At 72.5% G+C, this 17,309-nt stretch carries 19 protein-coding genes and 1 riboswitch; of the genes, 12 read left to right on the top strand and 7 right to left on the bottom strand.

Translation table 11 applies throughout. From position 1 onward, the window contains the following. The first annotated feature begins 53 nt into the window (after nt 1-53). On the top strand, nt 54-896 hold the full coding sequence (locus FB470_RS29090; protein WP_306996594.1) for a crotonase/enoyl-CoA hydratase family protein: 843 nt from the start codon (nt 54-56) through the stop codon (nt 894-896). Nucleotides 897-907: 11 nt separating this feature from the next. After that, nucleotides 908-2,620, top strand: a complete 1,713-nt coding sequence (locus FB470_RS29085) for an AMP-binding protein (protein ID WP_306996593.1) — start codon at nt 908-910, stop codon at nt 2,618-2,620. A gap of 36 nt (nt 2,621-2,656) precedes the next feature. Here FB470_RS29085 and FB470_RS29080 read toward each other — a convergent pair whose 3' ends face one another. Further along, nucleotides 2,657-3,115 (bottom strand): hypothetical protein, encoded by a 459-nt coding sequence (locus FB470_RS29080; RefSeq protein WP_306996592.1) that lies wholly within the window; start codon nt 3,113-3,115, stop codon nt 2,657-2,659. A 155-nt stretch (nt 3,116-3,270) separates the two neighbouring features. On the opposite strand from FB470_RS29080, the gene FB470_RS29075 reads away from it, so the two are divergent. The 7 genes from FB470_RS29075 (at nt 3,271) to FB470_RS29045 (ending at nt 7,548) form a co-directional block, all read left to right on the top strand. Then, the gene (locus tag FB470_RS29075) at nt 3,271-3,474 is read left to right on the top strand and encodes a hypothetical protein (protein ID WP_306996591.1); all 204 of its coding nucleotides are present in this window, start codon (nt 3,271-3,273) and stop codon (nt 3,472-3,474) included. 58 nt (nt 3,475-3,532) lie between these two features. Next, on the top strand, nt 3,533-4,144 hold the full coding sequence (locus FB470_RS29070) for a CDP-alcohol phosphatidyltransferase family protein (RefSeq protein WP_306996590.1): 612 nt from the start codon (nt 3,533-3,535) through the stop codon (nt 4,142-4,144). Between the two features lie 60 nt (nt 4,145-4,204). After that, nucleotides 4,205-4,588: a glycine cleavage system protein GcvH gene (gene gcvH, locus FB470_RS29065; protein ID WP_306996589.1), complete on the top strand. Its 384-nt coding sequence runs from the start codon at nt 4,205-4,207 to the stop codon at nt 4,586-4,588. Between the two features lie 103 nt (nt 4,589-4,691). Then, a complete protein-coding gene (garA, locus tag FB470_RS29060; protein WP_179776444.1) occupies nt 4,692-5,156 on the top strand; it encodes a glycogen accumulation regulator GarA in 465 nt (154 codons plus the stop codon). Further along, the gene (gene ftsR / locus FB470_RS29055; RefSeq protein ID WP_306996588.1) at nt 5,153-5,905 is read left to right on the top strand and encodes a transcriptional regulator FtsR; all 753 of its coding nucleotides are present in this window, start codon (nt 5,153-5,155) and stop codon (nt 5,903-5,905) included. Before garA ends, ftsR begins: the two co-directional genes overlap by 4 nt. Nucleotides 5,906-6,151: 246 nt before the next feature. After that, nucleotides 6,152-6,625, top strand: a complete 474-nt coding sequence (locus FB470_RS29050; protein ID WP_179776442.1) for a bifunctional nuclease family protein — start codon at nt 6,152-6,154, stop codon at nt 6,623-6,625. A gap of 356 nt (nt 6,626-6,981) precedes the next feature. After that, entirely contained in the window at nt 6,982-7,548 is a 567-nt protein-coding gene (locus FB470_RS29045) for a MerR family transcriptional regulator (RefSeq protein WP_306996587.1), read from the top strand. A gap of 42 nt (nt 7,549-7,590) precedes the next feature. Then, a riboswitch (glycine riboswitch) is annotated at nt 7,591-7,692 on the top strand. A 151-nt stretch (nt 7,693-7,843) separates the two neighbouring features. On the opposite strand, the gene FB470_RS29040 is transcribed toward FB470_RS29045, so the two are convergent. After that, nucleotides 7,844-8,206 (bottom strand): nuclear transport factor 2 family protein, encoded by a 363-nt coding sequence (locus tag FB470_RS29040; RefSeq protein ID WP_306996586.1) that lies wholly within the window; start codon nt 8,204-8,206, stop codon nt 7,844-7,846. Nucleotides 8,207-8,330: 124 nt separating this feature from the next. Here FB470_RS29040 and FB470_RS29035 point away from each other — a divergent pair, with 124 nt between their 5' ends. Continuing rightward, the gene (locus FB470_RS29035; RefSeq protein WP_306999533.1) at nt 8,331-9,101 is read left to right on the top strand and encodes a helix-turn-helix transcriptional regulator; all 771 of its coding nucleotides are present in this window, start codon (nt 8,331-8,333) and stop codon (nt 9,099-9,101) included. A 120-nt stretch (nt 9,102-9,221) separates the two neighbouring features. Here the strand turns inward: FB470_RS29035 and FB470_RS29030 are convergent, their stop codons facing one another. From FB470_RS29030 to FB470_RS29010, 5 genes are all read right to left on the bottom strand, one after another. Continuing rightward, nucleotides 9,222-10,280 (bottom strand): substrate-binding domain-containing protein, encoded by a 1,059-nt coding sequence (locus FB470_RS29030; protein WP_306996585.1) that lies wholly within the window; start codon nt 10,278-10,280, stop codon nt 9,222-9,224. 222 nt (nt 10,281-10,502) lie between these two features. Beyond that, nucleotides 10,503-11,369: a 3-methyladenine DNA glycosylase gene (locus FB470_RS29025; protein ID WP_306999531.1), complete on the bottom strand. Its 867-nt coding sequence runs from the start codon at nt 11,367-11,369 to the stop codon at nt 10,503-10,505. Next, nucleotides 11,369-12,412 carry a hemolysin family protein gene (locus tag FB470_RS29020; protein ID WP_306996584.1) on the bottom strand — a complete coding sequence of 348 codons (1,044 nt, stop codon included), beginning with the start codon at nt 12,410-12,412 and terminating at the stop codon, nt 11,369-11,371. Before FB470_RS29020 ends, FB470_RS29025 begins: the two co-directional genes overlap by 1 nt. Beyond that, the gene (locus FB470_RS29015; RefSeq protein WP_306996583.1) at nt 12,409-13,746 is read right to left on the bottom strand and encodes a hemolysin family protein; all 1,338 of its coding nucleotides are present in this window, start codon (nt 13,744-13,746) and stop codon (nt 12,409-12,411) included. Before FB470_RS29015 ends, FB470_RS29020 begins: the two co-directional genes overlap by 4 nt. A gap of 191 nt (nt 13,747-13,937) precedes the next feature. Beyond that, nucleotides 13,938-14,531: a TetR/AcrR family transcriptional regulator gene (locus FB470_RS29010; protein ID WP_306996582.1), complete on the bottom strand. Its 594-nt coding sequence runs from the start codon at nt 14,529-14,531 to the stop codon at nt 13,938-13,940. 161 nt (nt 14,532-14,692) lie between these two features. Between FB470_RS29010 and FB470_RS29005 the strand changes: the two genes are divergently transcribed. Together FB470_RS29005 and egtB are read left to right on the top strand one after the other, a co-directional pair. Next, the gene (locus FB470_RS29005; RefSeq protein ID WP_370876599.1) at nt 14,693-15,940 is read left to right on the top strand and encodes a glutamate-cysteine ligase family protein; all 1,248 of its coding nucleotides are present in this window, start codon (nt 14,693-14,695) and stop codon (nt 15,938-15,940) included. A gap of 1 nt (nt 15,941) precedes the next feature. Continuing rightward, on the top strand, nt 15,942-17,309 hold the full coding sequence (gene egtB / locus FB470_RS29000; protein WP_306996580.1) for an ergothioneine biosynthesis protein EgtB: 1,368 nt from the start codon (nt 15,942-15,944) through the stop codon (nt 17,307-17,309).

Genomic DNA, 17,309 nt, shown 5'->3' with positions numbered 1-17,309 from the left:
CCCCGCGCAGGCGTCTGCGCGCGTATGCGTCCGGATGCGTCAAGATGACAGCCATGACTGAGACCGCCGACAAGCTGCCGGACCTGGTTTCGCTCGCCGTCGAGCGCACCGGCCCGATCGCCCGGGTGACCCTGCTCGGGCCGGGGAAGGGCAACGCGATGGGCCCGGACTTCTGGCGCGAGCTGCCGATCGTGTTCCGCACCCTGGACGCCGACCCCGCGGTGCGCGCCATCGTGCTGACCGGCAGCGGCCGGAACTTCTCCTACGGACTGGACCTGCCGGCGATGATGGGCGCCTGGGCACCGCTGCTGGCCGGTGACGCACTGGCCGGCCCGCGCACCGAGTTCCTGCGCGAGATCCGCGTCCTGCAGGACAGCGTCACCGCCGTGGCGCAGTGCCGCACACCGGTGATCGCCGCGGTGTCGGGCTGGTGCATCGGCGGCGGCGTGGACCTGATCGCGGCCGCCGACATCCGCCTGGCCAGCGCGGACGCGAAGTTCAGCGTGCGCGAGGCGAAGGTCGCGATCGTGGCCGACCTGGGCAGCCTGCAGCGGCTGGCCGGGATCATCGGCGAGGGCCACCTGCGGGAGCTCGCCTACACCGGCAAGGACATCGACGCGGCCCGCGCGGAGAAGATCGGGCTGGTCAACGACGTCCACGACGACCAGGAGGCGGTGCTGGCGGCAGCCGAGGAGCTGGCGCGCGAGATCGCCGCCAACCCGCCACTGGTCGTGCAGGGCGTCAAGGAGGTGCTGTCGCTGGAGGTCGAGCGGCGGGCCGCCGAGGGGCTGCGCTACGTCTCCACCTGGAACGCGGCGTTCCTGCCCAGCAAGGACCTGCAGGAAGCGGTGCAGGCGTTCCTCGAACGCCGGACACCGGAATTCACGGGCGAGTGAGGAGAGACCCCATGAGCAGTGTCCATTCAGCCGCTCACCAGCGGTTCCGCGAGGCGCGCGACTTCCTGGTCGCGCACCGCGAGGACTACGACGCCGCCTACCGCGACTTCCGCTGGCCGGACCTCGACGAGTTCAACTGGGCGCTGGACTGGTTCGACGTGGTCGCCGCCGACGAGGCGAACGCGGAGAAGTACGCGCTGTGGATCGTGGAGGAGGACGGCACCGAGGGCCGCTGGACCTACCCCGAGATGTCCCGCCGCTCCAACCAGGTGGCCAACTGGCTGCGCGGGCACGGCGTGCGCCGCGGCGACCGGCTGATCCTGATGCTGGGCAACCAGGTCGAGCTGTGGGAGACGATCCTCGCCGCGATCAAGCTCGGCGCGGTGATCATCCCCGCCTCGACCCTGCTCGGCGCGGCGGACCTGCGTGACCGCGTGGACCGCGGCAACGCCAGGCACGTCGTGGTGCGCTCGGCCGACGCGGAGAAGTTCGCCGACGTCGCCGGCGACTACACGCGCATCGCGGTGGGCGGGCGCACCGACGGCTGGCTGTCCTTCGCCGACGCCTACACCGCGGAGGAATCGTTCACCCCGGACGGTCCCACCCGCGCGGCCGACCCGCTGCTGCTGTACTTCACCTCGGGCACCACGGCCAAGCCGAAGCTCGTGCAGCACACGCACGTGTCCTATCCGGTCGGGCATCTGTCCACGATGTACTGGATCGGCCTCGAGCCGGGCGACGTGCACCTCAACATCTCCTCGCCCGGCTGGGCGAAACACGCGTGGAGCAACGTGTTCGCGCCGTGGAACGCCGAGGCCACGGTGTTCCTGTACAACTACTCGCGCTTCGACGCCGTCGCGCTGATGGGACAGATGCAGCGCTGCGGGATCACCAGTTTCTGCGCGCCGCCGACGGTGTGGCGGATGCTGATCCAGGCCGACCTCGGGGCGCTGGAAACCCCGCCGGTGAAGGTGGTCGGGGCCGGTGAGCCGCTCAACCCGGAGGTGATCGAGCAGGTCCGCAAGGCGTGGGGCGTGACCATCCGGGACGGGTTCGGCCAGACCGAGACCAGCGTGCAGATCGCCAACACGCCCGGTCAGGAGGTCAAGTCCGGCTCGATGGGGCGGCCGGTGCCCGGCTTCAAGGTCGTGCTCGTCGACCCGGTCAGCGGGGAGCCGGCCGACGAGGGCGAGATCTGCCTCGACCTCGCCGAGCGGCCGGTGGGCCTGATGGTCGGCTACGCCGACGACGACGAGCGCACCGCGGAGGCGTTCCGCGACGGCTACTACCACACCGGCGACGTCGGGTCGATCGACGAGAAGGGCTACATCACCTACGTCGGCCGCACCGACGACGTCTTCAAGGCCTCCGACTACCGCATCTCGCCGTTCGAGCTGGAAAGCGTGCTGCTCGAGCACGAGGCGGTCGCCGAGGCGGCGGTCGTGCCGGCGCCGGACCCCATCCGGCTGGCGGTGCCCAAGGCCTACGTCGTGCTCGCCGCCGGTCACCGGCCGGACGCCGCCACCGCGGAGAGCATCCTGGCGTTCTGCCGCGAGCACCTGGCGCCCTACAAGCGGATCCGGCGCCTGGAGTTCGCCGAGCTGCCCAAGACGATCTCGGGCAAGATCCGCCGCGTCGAACTGCGCGGCAAGGAGCAGGCGGCACCGGAGTCGCGTCCCGCGGGCGAGTTCCGCGAGGACGACTTCCCCGGCCTGAAGGGCTGAGCGCCCGCCCCGCCCCGGCTCGCCGGGGCGGGGCGGCTACTCCGCCTCGGTGACGCGGGCGAAGACCGTGTCGTCGCCGCGGCTGCAGCTCGTGCCGCCCTGCGAGGCGGGCGGGCCGGACACGCACAGCCAGCCGTCGACGGTCTCCCCGACCGGGCGGGTGGACCCGGCCGGCTGGCGCCCGGCGATCACCTGCTGGAACCGGGCCACCAGGTCCGTGGCCTGCCCGCAGGTCAGCCCGCTCGTCGTGGTCTCCATGACCTGCAACAGCAGCCCGCTCGCGGCGCGCACGGTGCCGCACTCGTCCGACTTCGCCCCGGCGGTGGTGCCCGGTGACGGCGAGGACGACGGTGGCGGCGAGGTCGACGCCGCCGGGGCGCTCGACGGCGGTGGCGGCGTGGTCGTGTCCGGCGCGGTCGCCGGTGAATCGGTACAGCCGGCCAGGACGCCGGCGGACAGGAGCAGCAGCGCCAGGGCGCGTCGCGGTGCGGTCATCGGTGTTCCCTCCCGGACCGGGAAACTACCGCGCCCGCAGCGAAACCCCTGGCAGGACGCGCCCGGCTGGGATCCACTGTGGACGATTGTCCACCGCACGGGTGAACAGTTGGCACGCGGCTAACACTTCGGCCCCGTGACGCGACACCACAGTCGTGTTGAGCACCGAAACCGCGCCCGAGACGGACCCCCTCCCGACCGCTCCCTGCTCCGTCGTGTGGAGCCAGGGCCGCCCCTACGTCCTCGAATCCGCCGCCGGCTCGCTGCGCTGGGTCGGTACCGACCACCTCGGCCGCCCCCTCGCTCTCACCTGCGCCGACCTGCGCTCCCGCGGCTGGTCGCACCGCCGCGCGAACTAGCCGCCGGGCCGCCCGAGCCGAGCGGCCGCCGCCGTCCGGCACCGCATAGGGTGACAGCGTGATCGAACCCCGCGCCGAGCCGGCCGAGCCCAGCCTGTTGCGGCAGGCCTGGACCGTGCCGAACCTGCTGTCGCTGCTGCGGCTGGCGGGCGTCCCGGTGTTCCTGTGGCTCCTGCTCGGCCCGAAGGCCGACGGCTGGGCCCTGGCGCTGCTGGTGTTCAGCGGCCTCTCCGACTGGCTCGACGGGAAACTGGCGCGCTGGCTGGACCAGACGAGCCGGCTCGGGCAGCTGCTCGACCCGGCCGCCGACCGGCTCTACATCGTCGCCACGCTGATCGCGTTCCTGGTCCGCGGCATCGTGCCGTGGTGGCTGGTCGCGGTCCTGATCGGGCGCGAACTGCTGGTCGGCGTGGCGCTGCTCGTGCTGCGCCGGCACGGTTACGCCCCGCCCGAGGTCACCTACATCGGCAAGGCCGCGACGTTCGTGCTGATGTACGCGTTCCCGTTCCTGCTGCTCACCCAGGGCGCGTCGACGGCGGCCGAGGTGGCCCGGCCCATCGCCTACGCCTTCACCGCCTGGGGCACCGTGCTGTACGTGTGGTCCGGCGCGCTGTACCTGTTGCAGACCTTCTGGGCGGTCCGGCGTGCCAGGGCCGCCGCGCGGATGTAAGACTGCGCGCGAGCATCGCGACAGACCCGCGAGCGGGGCAGGCAGGAAAGGGGACGTGGAGTGTCCGCGCCAGAAGAGTTGCGCTACACCGAGGAGCACGAGTGGGTCGCCACCCGTGACGGGGACGTGGTCCGCGTGGGGATCACCGAGTACGCGCAGGACCAGCTGGGCGACGTGGTGTTCGTCGACCTGCCCGAGGCCGGCAAGGCGGTCACCGCGGGCGAGCCGTTCGGCGAGGTCGAGTCGACCAAGAGCGTGTCCGAGCTGTTCGCGCCCGTGGACGGTGAGGTCGTCGCGATCAACGACGCGGTGAGCGACTCGCCCGAGCTGATCAACAGCGACCCCTACGGCGAGGGCTGGCTCGTCGAGATCCGGGTGTCCGACGCCGAGGCCGTGGCCGGACTGCTCGACGCGGACGCCTACAACCGGCTGACCGCAGGCTGAGGCGCGTTTTGGGGGGAGCCGCGCGGGCCGAATCGATCAGGCACGGTACGTTGACAGCCACAGGTTTTCAGCCAGCGACACATCAGTGGTGAGGAGAGCTCAGGTGAGCACCAACGACGGGCCCGGCGTTCCCCCGGAGCAGTCTCCGGAGCGGACCTCGGTCTTCCGGGCCGACTTCCTGGCGGAGGCGGAGGGTCAGGAGGCGCCCACGCCCGAGCCTTCGGTCGCCGGCGTCGACGCGCTGCCGGCCGGCACGGCGTTGCTGGTGGTCAAGCGGGGCCCGAACGCGGGTTCGCGCTTCCTGCTCGACCGGGACACCACGAGCGCCGGGCGTCATCCGGACAGCGACATCTTCCTCGACGACGTCACCGTGTCCCGCCGGCACGCGGAGTTCCGCCGCGAGGGCGGGGAGTTCGTCGTCATCGACGTGGGCAGCCTCAACGGCACCTACGTCAACCGCGAGCCGGTCGACCAGGCGGTGCTCGCGGGCGGGGACGAGGTGCAGATCGGCAAGTTCCGCCTGGTCTTCCTGACCGGCCCGGGGCACGGGGGCCAGGGGGCGCGGTGACGGCTGCCGGGCGGCCACAGCGTGATGGACTGAGCATCGGGGCGGTGCTGGCGCAGCTGCGCCCGGACTTCCCCGATGTCACCATCTCCAAGATCAGGTTCCTCGAGTCCGAGGGGCTGGTCCGCCCGGGCCGGACCGCGTCCGGATACCGGCAGTTCTCCGCGGCGGACGTCGAGCGGCTGCGGTTCGTGCTGGCCGCGCAGCGGGACCACTACCTCCCGCTCAAGGTCATCAAGGAGCAGCTCGACGCCGCCGACCGCGGCCTGACCGACGGGCAGGGGCTCGGCGGGCGGCTGCCGCGCAAGCTCGTGTCGCTGCCGGCCGCGCCGGCCGCGGGGGACGGGCTGCCCCGTCCCGACGACTTCGCACCGGGCCGCGACGTCCGCCTCACGCGGGAGGACCTGCTCGCCGAGGCCGGGATCGACACCGCGCTGCTCGCCGAGCTCGAGCAGTACGGGCTGATCCGGGCCGGCGCCGCCGGGTTCTACGACCCGGACGCGGTGCAGGTGGCCCGCACCGTCCGCGCGATGACCGAGTTCGGCATCGAGCCACGGCACCTGCGGGCGTTCCGGGCGTCGGCGGACCGCGAGGTCGGGCTGCTGCAGCAGATCGTCACGCCGGTGTCCCGGCACCGCGACGCGGAGGCCCAGGTGCGCGCGGACGAGATCGCCCGCCAGTTCGCGGCGCTGTCGGTGAGCTTGCACACCCTGCTCGTCAAAGCGGGCATCCGGGACTTCACGGGCGGGTGACCGTGTCCGGCCGCTCTCGATCACCGCTGGTCACCGGACACGACGGTAATGACATGGTTTCAGGTCTCCGCACGGGGCCGCCGATGCCGTACCGTTGGTGATGGATTTGCCGGAACGATCCATGCGACCGCCACGCGGTTCCCAGAGCGAGCACAGCGTCGGGATGGGGGGTAGCGTCGGAGATGTCGATGCGGGGCCCTCGGACCAGCGCTGCGGCCCGCGCACACGAGAGGGAGGCGAAGCCCGATGAGCGAAATGCGCGTCGTCGGCGTGCGGGTCGAGTTGCCCGCGAATCAGCCGATCTTGTTGCTGCGGGAGGCGCAGGGTGAGCGGTACCTCCCGATCTGGATCGGGTCGGTGGAAGCCACCGCGATCGCGCTCGAGCAGCAGGGCGTCCGCCCCGCCCGCCCACTGACCCACGACCTCCTCAAGGAGGTCATCGGCGCACTGGGCCGGGAGCTGGAGCAGGTCGTGATCACCGACCTGCGCGAGGGCACGTTCTTCGCCGAGCTGGTCTTCGACGGCGACGTGCGGGTGTCCGCGCGGCCGAGCGACTCGGTGGCGCTGGCGCTGCGCGTCGGCGTGCCGATCCACGCCGTGGACGCGGTGCTCGACGAGGCCGGGCTGATCATCCCGGACGAGCAGGAGGACGAGGTCGAGAAGTTCCGCGAGTTTCTCGAATCCGTCTCGCCGGAGGATTTCCGCGGCGCGGACACCTGAGTGGTTCCGGCCGCCTCCGGCGGCGCCGAAGGGGTCTTCCCGGCTCGAGCACCGGCCGGGAGGGCCCCTTCGGCGCATCCGGGGCCGGGAACCAGCGAAAATTACCTGACCGGGTAACCGTGGTCGGGACGCATTTTCCGGGCCGCTCGCAAGACAGGTCCGAGGCGGGCCGCGCGTCGCGTTGACCGGGCGCTTCCCCGCGCATACCGTCGATGGCGGTAAATCGCTTCGGTGTGATTCGGCCGCGGCGCGGTCACTGGGGCACACCGGCGGTTCGCCACTGCCGCGGGTCCTACTTCCAGGGCCCCGGGTGCTTGTTTCGACCGGCCACCACGGCCGGGCGAGGGGAGGCATGCGTGGTCGACGAAAGGCCGGTTCAGGTCGTGCCGGGAGAGCAGGGTGAGCTCTTCCCGGACTCGTCCCTGCCTGACGAGCTGGTCGGATACCGGGGTCCCGCGGCCTGTCAGATCGCCGGCATCACCTACCGGCAGCTGGACTACTGGGCGCGCACCGGGCTCGTCGCACCGAGCATCCGCACGGCCCACGGGTCGGGTTCGCAGCGGCTGTACTCGTTCAAGGACATCCTCGCCCTCAAGATCGTCAAGCGTTTACTCGACACCGGTGTCTCGCTGCAGAACATCCGCGTCGCCGTCGAGCACCTCCGCAAACGCGGCGCCCGTGACCTGGCGAAGGTCACGCTGGTTTCCGACGGCACGACGGTCTACGAGTGCACCTCCCCGGAGGAGATCGTGGATCTGCTCCAGGGCGGGCAGGGCGTGTTCGGCATCGCGGTCAAGGTCCCGATGCAGGAGATCAGCGGCACCATCCACGAGTTCCCGGCCGAACGCGCCGACGGCGGCGAGGTCGAAGCGGTCGTCCCGGACGAACTGACCCAGCGCCGCAACGCCCGCCGGACCGGCTGATCGCCCCACGATACCGGGGAGTAGGCTGACCGACGCGGTCGCCGAAGCCGCGCGGGAGAGACCGGGCCCACCACCACCGTGCCCGGCGCCGAAGGAGCAAATCCTCCCCGGAACCTCTCAGGCACCCCGGACCGCGCGGACGAGACGCCTCTGGAAAGCGGGCCGACGGGCACAACTCCGTCCGGCCCCGCCGAAGGTGCAAACCCGGCTAACTCTCGGGTGAACCTCTCAGGCGCCCTGACGGGGCACGGACAGAGTGGGGAGGGCCCGGACCTGGGGGTCCGGGCCGGCGGTGTCAGCCCGGCATCTTGTCCAGGAACCCCAGCACCTGGGCGATGCGGCCGTCCTCGATGACGACCACGTCGAACCCGATCGCCAGCGGCTCGTCCGAGCCCGGAACGCCCAGGTGCCAGGTGAAGCGGGCCTGGTCGTGGTGCCCGTCGACCGCGCCGCCCAGCTGGAACTCCAGGCCGGCGAACTGCTGCTGAGCCCCGGCGATGAACCCGTCCACCCCGTCGGCGCCGCGCACCGCGCCCAGCGGGTCCGTGTAGGTGGCCTCCGGGGTGAACACCTCGCCGACGAGCGCCCGCCGCTTGTCCGCGTCGGTCTCGTTCCACACGTCGATGTAGCGCTGGGCGAGGGTGGTGTAGTCGGACATGCGATCCTCCTGATCTCGGTCGGTGTGACCTGATCACGATCGCCCGGATCGCGCGTGCCGTCGATTACGCCGGAGGTAATGGCAGCACCGCCGGGCCGCCCGTAGATTCGGTGCGGTGACGACCATGCAGCGCCCCGTCGGGGAGCAACTGCGGCACTGGCGGGAACGCCGCCGGCTCAGCCAGCTCGACCTCGCCCTGTCCGCGGAGATCTCCACCCGCCACCTGAGCTTCCTGGAAAACGGCCGGTCCCGGCCCAGCCGCGACATGGTGCTGCGCCTGGGGGAGCGGCTGGACGTGCCGCTGCGGGAACGCAACCGGATGCTGCTGTCGGCCGGTTACGCCCCGGTCTACCCGGAGAACGCGCTCACCGACCTGGGTGCCGCGCTGGAGGCCGTCCGGCACCTGCTCGCCGGGCACGAGCCGTACCCGGCGCTGGTCGTCGACCGCGGCTGGGACCTGGTCGAATCCAACAGCGGCCTCGCCCTGCTGACCGCACGGGTCGCCCCGGAACTGCTCGAACCGCCGGTGAACGTCCTGCGCGTGGCCCTGCACCCGCGCGGTCTCGCGCCGCACGTGGTGAACCTGGGGCAGTGGCGGGCGGAGCTGCTCGGACGGCTGCGGCGGCAGGTGGAGATCACCGCCGACCAGGACCTGGCGGACCTGCTGGCCGAAGTGAGCGCCTACCCGTGCGACCAGCCGGCGGGCGAGATGCCGCCGGGCTCGGTGTTCGTCCCGCTGCGGCTGCGGCACGGGGACGGCGAGCTGAGGCTGCTGTCCACGGTCGCGACGTTCGGCACAGCGCTCGACGTCACGCTCGCCGAGCTGGTGATCGAGTCGTTCTACCCGGCCGACGCGGCCACCCGCGCGGTCCTCACTGGCCCGGCACCGGCGTGACCGGGGCGTTCCAGGCGCACCGAGGCTCACCACATCAGGCAGGGCGGCCGCGGTAGTGAGCAGCCCGGGCCGCGACCGCGCGCGGGCGTAGCCCGGTGGCCGGGAACGCCGGGAACGCCGCTACGCGCCGGGTGTGAGGACCCGGGCGAAGTCGGCCTTCTGCGCCGGTTCCTGCAGGTAGTTGCGGAACGCCTGGGCGGCGCGCTGCTGGACCTCGTCGACGTCGTCGGTGGTGAGCACCGCGCACGGGTAGTCGGCGGTGGCGGTGGTCGCCACGGACTCGGCCGGGGAGGTCAGCAGGGTGGGCCGGGCGGTGGTCAGCTCGGTGATCGCCGCCGTGGTCTCCGGGATCCACACGGCGGGCTGCCCGCCGATCGAGTCGACGTTGCCGCGCCCGGTGAGGGCGAGCAGCACGCGCTGGTCGTCGATGGCCTGCACGTGGACCTGGACGCAGTGGGCGTGCACGACGGTCTTCGCCTGGTTCCACCGCTCGGCGGCCGCGGTGACAGCGGGCGCCACGGACGGGGCGGTGGCCACGCTGAGGTTCGAGTCGCCCTCGGGGCAGGCGGCGGCCTGGGCCTCGGCGCGGCTGTTGACGATGTTGCCGGCCCAGCCCCAGGCGAGGAGCCCGAGGACGAGGAGCACGACGAAGCCCCCGGCGACGAGCGGCCACTTCGCGATGCCGCGTTTGGTCTCGCCGACCACCCGGTGCGAGCCGGTGGCCTCCCCGGGCGGCGTGACGCGGTGCGAGCCGGTCGACTCGCTCGCGCCGGCCCGGCGGCGCCCGAGCTGAGGACGCCCGTCCGCGCCGAGGATCCGGCTGCTGCCGGTGCTTTCGCCCGTCCCGGCCCGGCGGTAGCCGGTCGACTCGCCCACCGCGCGGCGGCTGCCGGTGGTCTCCGAGGCGCCCGCGATCGCACGCCTGCTGCCCGTGGTCTCGGCGGCGCCCGCCCCCACCGGCGCGCGGCGGCCGTCGGCCGCCTCGGCCGTGATCGCCCGGCGGCTGCCCGTGGTCTCGCCCGGAGCGCGCAACCCCGGCCCCGCCGGCCGGGACCCGGTGCGGCTCCCGGTCACTTCGCCGGGGCCCGCGAACTCGCCCACGGCGCGGCGGCTGCCCGTCGTCTCGCCCGGAGTGCTGCCCGGCACGCGCTGGTAACCGCCGGCGGAGCCGCGATCCACCGGGAAGGAACCCACGACTTCGCCCGGCCGCGCGGCCGCACGCCGGTACCCGGTGGACTCCCCAGCCTGAGGACGGCCGTGAGCGGGGTCGTCGCCCCTGCTGTGTCGCCCCATGCGTGCTCTTCCTCAACTCTCCGTGCGCTCCGACAAACGACGTTCACCCTAACAGGGGTTTGCCGTTAGCGAAACGTGATGAACCCACGAAAATCGCAGGACTGACTGTTACTGCCGCTGCGCGAGGAGCGTCCGGCAGTGCTCGATCAGCCGAGTGCGCAACGGCTCCGCCCGGGCGGCGAACGCCGCCTGGGCCCGCGCGTACTCCGCGCGCCCCCGGGCGGTCTCGATCCGCACGGGGGAGTAGCCCAGCCCCGACAAATCGTACGGGCTGGCGCGCATGTCCAGTTCGCGGATCTCCACCGCGAGCTCGAAGCAGTCCGCGACGAGCTCGGAGGGCACGAACGGATCGAGCTTGAACGCCGCCCGGTACAGGTCCATGTTGGCGTGCAGGCACCCGGGCTGCTCCAACTCGGCCTGACGTTCCCGCGTCGGCTGCCACGCGTTGCGCGGCCGCGCCGGCCCGGTGAAGAACCGGAACGCGTCGAAGTGCCCGCAGCGCAGGTCCAGCGACTCGACGACCGTGTCGGTGCCCGCCGGGCCGAGCCGCAGCGGCAGCTGGCTGTGCCGCACCTGCTCCGGTGCCTGCCGGTACACCATGGCCCACTCGTGCAGCCCGAAACAGCTCAGCCGCGGCGGCCGCGACGCCGTCGCCTCCAGCAGCACGAGCAGCGCCCGCACCGCCGGGACGCGCTTGACCGGCAGGTCCCCGAGCGTCACCCCCTCGCGCGTCTCCCGGAACTCCGGCCGCCCCAGGAACTCCCGCGCCGCCGGACCGGCCAGCACCACCCCCGGTCCCGGGCTCCACCGCTCGAGGTGCGCCGGACGGTGCGGGTAGTACTGGAACAGGAAGTCGTGCACGGGGTGCTTCTCCCCGCGGGACCGGCGCCGCTGGTAGGGCGCGGTCCAGCGGCGGACGCGCGGGACGTGGTGCCGTTCGCGCGCCCGCCACTCGTCCTCGGCCAGGACCTGCATCACGCGGTCACGTGTGTGCCGTCGCGGACCGTGCCCACGTACTCCTCGACCAGGTCCTCCAGCGCGACGACACCGATCACCGTGCCGTCGTCGCCGCGCGCGCGGGCCAGGTGGCTGCCCTCGCGCCGCATGGCGGACAGCGCCTCGTCGAGCCGGGCGTGCACCGGCAGGTCGGTGAGCGCCCGGGTCTTGCCGCGCGGCACGGTGCTCGACGGGGCGTCGCCGATCTGGTCGAGCACGTCCTTCACGTGCAGGTAGCCGATCAGCTCGCCGTCCTCGGAGCGCAGCGGGTAGCGGGAGAAGCCGGTCGAGGACACCGCCTCCTCGACGTCGCCCATCGTCGGCGTGCTGGACAGCGTGGTGAGCTCGGCGGTGGGCACCAGGACGTCGCCGACGGTCTTCTCCACCGACGACAGGGTCTGGCTGAGCCGCTCGTGCTCGGACTGCTCGAGCAGGCCCTCGCGGCGGGACTCCGACAGCAGTTCGGCCAGCTCATCGGAGGTGTAGGCGGTCTCCAGCTCGTCCTTGGGCTGCACCCGGATCAGCCGCAGCAGCGAGTTGGCCATCGCGTTGAGCAGCCAGATGAACGGCTTGGTGAGCTTGACCCAGCCGACGGCGATCGGCACCAGCCACAGCGCGAGCCGCTCCGGTTCGGCGATGGCGAGGTTCTTCGGCACCATCTCGCCGATCAGCACGTGCAGGATCGTGATGAAGGTCAGCGCGATCGCGAACGACACCGCGTGCAGCACCACGTCCGGCAGGCCGAGCAGCTCGAACAGCGCCTGGAGCCGGTGCGCGACCGCCGGTTCGCCCAGGCGGCCCAGCAGCAGCGAGCTGATCGTGATGCCCAGCTGGGCGCCGGCGAGCATCTGCGACACGTGCCTGCTGGCGTTGATCACGATCTTGGCGCGCGTCTTGCCCTGTTCCAGCAGGGCCTCCAGGCGGTCGCGGCGCGACGAGATCAGGGTGAACTCCGCACCCACGAAGAACGCGTTGAGCAGCAGCAGGACGACGATCAGGAAGATGGCGAGCCAGTCGTTCACCGCGCCACCTCCCCGGTCCGCGCGTCATCGAGCGGTCGCAGGCTCACCTCGGCGATGCGGTGGCGGTCCATTTCGGACACCGTCAGGCACCACCCGTCGACCACGGTGGAATCACCCGGGCCGGGGATGCGGCCGAGCCGCTCCAGCACCAGCCCGGCGATGGTTTCGTAGTCCCCGTCGGGCATCCGGAACCCGGTGATGTCGGTGACCTCGTCGGCGCGCAGCTGGCCGGAGACCAGCCAGGCGTCCGTGCCGACCCGCTGCGACGACGGGGCCTCGCCGGTGTCGTGCTCGTCCCGGACGTCGCCGATGATCTCCTCGACCACGTCCTCCAGCGTCACCAGGCCCGCGGTGCCGCCGTACTCGTCGACGACCATCGCCAGCTGGAAGCGCGAGGCCCGCAGCCGCGACAGCAGCGCGTCGCCGGGCAGCGACTCGGGCACGGTGGGCACCGGCCGCATGACCGACCCGATCTTCACCGTCGCGCGCTCGGCGGCCGGCACCGCGAAGGCCTGCTTGACGTGCACCGCGCCCTGCACGTCGTCCAGGTCCTCGGTGTAGACGGGGAAGCGGGAGAACCCGGTGCGCCGCGACAGCTCCACCAGGTCGTTGATCGTGTCGCCCACGGTCAGCGACTGGACCTGCACGCGCGGGGTCATCAGCTCCTCGGCGGTGCGGTCGCCGAAGCGCAGCGACTTGTCCAGCAGCTGCGCGGTGGAGGTGTCCAGGGTGCCGCTCTCGGCGCTGGACCGCACGATCGAGCCGAGCTCCTGCGGCGAGCGGGCCGAGCGCAGTTCCTCCTGCGGCTCGATGCCGAACTTGCGGACCAGGAAGTTGGCGCTGTTGTTCATCAGCGTGATCAGCCAGCGGAACAGCGCCGAGAACCGCGAGTGGTAGCCCATCACGGCGCGCGCGGTCTCCAGCGGCTTGGCCACGGCGAGGTTCTTCGGCGCCATCTCACCGAGCACCATCGACAGGATGGTCGCCAGCAGCAGCGCGACGACGACGGAGGCCCCGGCGGCGACGCCCGCGGACAGGCCGGTGGTGGTCAGCAGCGGGCGGACCAGGTTGCCGATCAGCGGCTCGGCGACGTACCCGGTGACCAGCGTGGTCAGCGTGATCGCGACCTGCGCGCCGGAGAGCTGGAACGACAGGGTCGAATGCGCCTTGCGGACGGTGCGGGAGCGCCGGTCACCGACCTGGCGGACGTTGGCCTCGACCGTGCTGCGCTCGAGCGCGGTCAGCGAGAACTCGGCGGCCACCGCGAGACCGGTGCCGACGGTCAGCAACACGAAGAACAGGACTCCGAGAACGGAGAGGAGCACGTCCATCATCGGCCGTCACGGTCCTGTGCCGCGCCGGGGAGGTGCTCGGGAACGCCGGGTTCGTCACCCGGCTTCGTACTGTCACCAGGTGACTGCGCGTCGCGCACGAAAGAAGTCACTCCTTGGGAGGTGGCTGGAAACGTGTGCGCCATGATACCTGCCCGCGCGGGCGGGCCAGGGTGTCGCCGCTGGTGAGCGTGTCAGGAGTCGACGGCGGCGCGCGCCCGGTGGCGGCGCACGCTCTCCTCGACGAGGTCGAGCACCGGGCCGAGGTCGTCGCCGGGCAGGCCCATCGCCAGGTGCGAGACCAGTCCTTCCAGGACCAGCTCCAGGTAGGCGGTGAGGACGTCGACGTCCACGTCGTCGCGGAGGTTGCCGGCCCGGCGCTGCCACAGCAGGCGCTGGCGGGTGGCGGCGGTCAGCTGCTGCGAGCGCTCGGCCCAGCGGCCGCGGAACTCCGGGTCGGTGCGCAGCCGCCGGGAGACCTCCAGCCGGGTGCCCAGCCAGTCCGCGGGGTGGTCGCTGCCCTCGGTGAGCAGGTCGCGCATCACCTGCACCAGACCCTGTTCGGCGACGACGTCGGCCATGCGCGCGGCGTCCTCCTCCGCGAGGGCGAGGAACAGGGACTCCTTGTCGCGGAAGTGGTGGAAGATCGCGCCGCGGGAGAGCCCGGTGGCTTCCTCCAGCCGCCGCACCGTGGCACCCTCGTAGCCGTACCGGGCGAAACAGACACGGGACCCGTCGAGGATCTGGCGCCTGCGTGCTTCGAGGTGGTCCTGGCTGACCCGGGGCATGGCTAGATCCTGACATCCGGAGCCCGGGCCTCGCAAACCGTACGTACTTACTGCAAGGATCGGGTTTTTGCGCCGTGCCGGAACGGCCGCCGGGACACCTGAAATTGTCGGTACCCGCGTGTAGCGTCCGAAAGCAAGTGATCCCGGCGATTGGACACGACATGACAGCGGCCCGGCCCATGTCCCCAGCCCCCGGTGGGGCGGTGGCGGCGAAGGTGGTCTCGGACCGCGCCGAGGGTGAGGCGTACGTGGCGTCCGTGTGCTTCAAGCACGGCCCGCCGCGCCTGCTCGGCGTGGAACTCGAATACACCGTGCACTACGCCGAAGACCTGCGAAGACCACTCGAAGCCGAAGACCTCGCCCGTGCGCTCGGTCCGCACACCCCGCGCACCCTCCGTCCCGACAGCCCGGCCGTGCCGTTGCCGGCGGGCTCCCCCCTGACTCTCGAACCCGGCGGCCAGGTCGAGATCTCCGCCCTGCCCCAGGCCTCGCTCCGCGATCTCGCCGCGGTGGTCGCCGCCGATCTGTCGTACCTCTCCGGTCTCCTCGCCCGCCACGGGTTCGTCCTGCGTGACGACGGCATCGACGCCCACCGCCCGCCCGCCCGGCTGCTGGGCACCCCGCGCTACGCGGCGATGGAACGCCGGTTCGCCCCGATGGGCACCGGTGGCGTCACGATGATGTGCAGCACCGCGGGCCTGCAGATCTGCGTCGACGCCGGGGTAGCGGGCCAGTTCGCCGCGCGGTGGGCCGCGGTGCACGCACTCGGGCCGCCCCTGCTGGCCCTGTTCGCCAACTCGCCCCGGCACGCGGGCCGGGACACCGGCGCGGCGTCGGCCCGGTGGCTCGCGGTGATGAACACCGAGACCTGCCGGACGTCGGCCGCCGCGTGCGACGACGACCCGGTCGCGAGCTGGGCGCGCCGGGTCATGGACACCCCGCTCATGGTCGTGCGGCGCGGCGACGGGCCGTGGGACGCGCCGCCGGACCTGACCTTCGCGGACTGGGCGGCGGGCCGCGGCGCCGGCCGGGTCCTGGGCCCTCCGACGCTGGCCGATCTCGACTACCACCTGACCACGATGTTCACCCCGGTGCGGCCGCACGGCTACCTGGAGGTCCGCTACCTCGACGCCCAGCCGCGGGAGCGTTGGATGCACCCGGTGGCGCTGCTGAGCGCCCTGCTCGACCGGCCGTCCACAGTGGACCGGGTGCGCGAGCTGTGCGCCCCGGTCGCGGGCGAGTGGGAGCGCGCCGCGCGCGCCGGCATGGCCGACGCGCGGATCGCCGCGGTGGCGCGCGCGGTCGCCGACCTCGGGTGCGCCGAGCTGGTCCGCACCGGACTGGCCGAGGAGACCGTCAACCAGATCAGCGAAGGCGTGCAGCGGCTCGCGCACGCCGGGAGGGGATGAGATGACCGACGTGTCACCCACTTCACCGACCGAAGCGCCGAACCCGCTGCGCGACCTGCCCGCCGAGGGCCTGCGCTCCCGCGCGGCGGAGGCACTGGAGCGGGCGCGGGCCCGCAGCACGGTGCTCACCGGCGTAGTCGACGACGACGACCTGGTGCGCCAGCACTCGAAGCTGATGTCACCGCTGGTCTGGGACCTCGCGCACATCGGCAGCCAGGAGGAGCTGTGGCTGGTGCGGGACGTGGGCGGCCGGGAGCCGCTGCGGCCCGACATCGACGACCTCTACGACGCCTTCCAGCACCCGCGCGCGTCGCGTCCGTCGCTGCCGTTGCTCGGCCCGGCCGAGGCGCGGGCGTACGTGGCCGAAGTGCGGGCCAAGGCGTTCGACGTCCTGGAGCGCGCGCCGATGACGGGCAGGCCGCTCACCGAGGCCGGGTTCGCCTTCGGCATGATCACCCAGCACGAGCAGCAGCACGACGAGACCATGCTGGCCACGCACCAGCTGCGCCAGGGCGACCCGGTGCTGCACGCGCCGGAGCCGCCGCCCGCCCGGTCCGGGGAGTTGCCGGGCGAGGTGTTCATCCCGGCGGGCTCGTTCGTGATGGGGACGTCGCTGGAGCCGTGGGCGCTGGACAACGAGCGCCCGGCCCACGAGGTCGAGGTGGACGCGTTCGTCCTGGACACGGTGCCGGTCACCAACGGCGCGTACCTGGAGTTCCTCGAGTCCGGAGGCTACGACCGGCGGGAGTGGTGGAGCGCGGCGGGCTGGGAGTACCGCAGCGCGCACGACATCACCGCGCCCCGGTTCTGGCGCCGGGAGCGAGACGGCTGGTGGCGGGTCCGGTTCGGGGTCCACGAGCCCGTCCCGGTGGACCAGCCGGTCGTGCACGTCTCGTTCTACGAGGCCGAGGCCTACGCGGCGTGGGCGGGCAAGCGGCTGCCCACCGAGGCGGAGTGGGAGAAGGCGGCCCGCTTCGACCCGGCGACGGGGGAGTCCCGCCGCTACCCGTGGGGCAACGACGACCCGACGCCCGAGCACGCCAACCTCGGCCAGCGGCACCTCTCGCCGGCCCCGGCCGGCGCCTACCCGAAGGGCGCCTCGGCGTTCGGGGTGCACCAGCTGATCGGTGACGTGTGGGAGTGGACCAGCACCGACTTCGCCGGGTACCCGGGCTTCCGCGCGTTCCCCTACCGCGAGTACTCGGAGGTGTTCTTCGGGCCGGAGTACAAGGTGCTGCGCGGCGGCTCGTTCGGCACCGACGCGGCCGCGATCCGCGGCACGTTCCGCAACTGGGACTACCCGATCCGGCGGCAGATCTTCTCCGGCTTCCGGTGCGCGCGCGACGCCGCACCGGGTGAGCGGGCCTGA

Source organism: Amycolatopsis thermophila (assembly GCF_030814215.1).
GTDB classification, from domain to species: domain Bacteria; phylum Actinomycetota; class Actinomycetes; order Mycobacteriales; family Pseudonocardiaceae; genus Amycolatopsis_E; species Amycolatopsis_E thermophila.
This window is presented reverse-complemented; position numbering and strand designations above follow the sequence as displayed.

Coding starts and splice junctions, on each gene's coding strand:
- FB470_RS29035 (WP_306999533.1), top strand. CDS start 8,331: ATGCAGCGCCCCGTCGGGGAGCAACTGCGGCACTGGCGGGAACGCCGC.
- FB470_RS29090 (WP_306996594.1), top strand. CDS start 54: ATGACTGAGACCGCCGACAAGCTGCCGGACCTGGTTTCGCTCGCCGTC.
- FB470_RS29015 (WP_306996583.1), bottom strand. CDS start 13,746: ATGATGGACGTGCTCCTCTCCGTTCTCGGAGTCCTGTTCTTCGTGTTG.
- FB470_RS29025 (WP_306999531.1), bottom strand. CDS start 11,369: ATGCAGGTCCTGGCCGAGGACGAGTGGCGGGCGCGCGAACGGCACCAC.
- egtB (WP_306996580.1), top strand. CDS start 15,942: ATGACCGACGTGTCACCCACTTCACCGACCGAAGCGCCGAACCCGCTG.
- FB470_RS29010 (WP_306996582.1), bottom strand. CDS start 14,531: ATGCCCCGGGTCAGCCAGGACCACCTCGAAGCACGCAGGCGCCAGATC.
- FB470_RS29005 (WP_370876599.1), top strand. CDS start 14,693: ATGACAGCGGCCCGGCCCATGTCCCCAGCCCCCGGTGGGGCGGTGGCG.
- FB470_RS29050 (WP_179776442.1), top strand. CDS start 6,152: ATGAGCGAAATGCGCGTCGTCGGCGTGCGGGTCGAGTTGCCCGCGAAT.
- FB470_RS29080 (WP_306996592.1), bottom strand. CDS start 3,115: ATGACCGCACCGCGACGCGCCCTGGCGCTGCTGCTCCTGTCCGCCGGC.
- FB470_RS29040 (WP_306996586.1), bottom strand. CDS start 8,206: ATGTCCGACTACACCACCCTCGCCCAGCGCTACATCGACGTGTGGAAC.
- FB470_RS29085 (WP_306996593.1), top strand. CDS start 908: ATGAGCAGTGTCCATTCAGCCGCTCACCAGCGGTTCCGCGAGGCGCGC.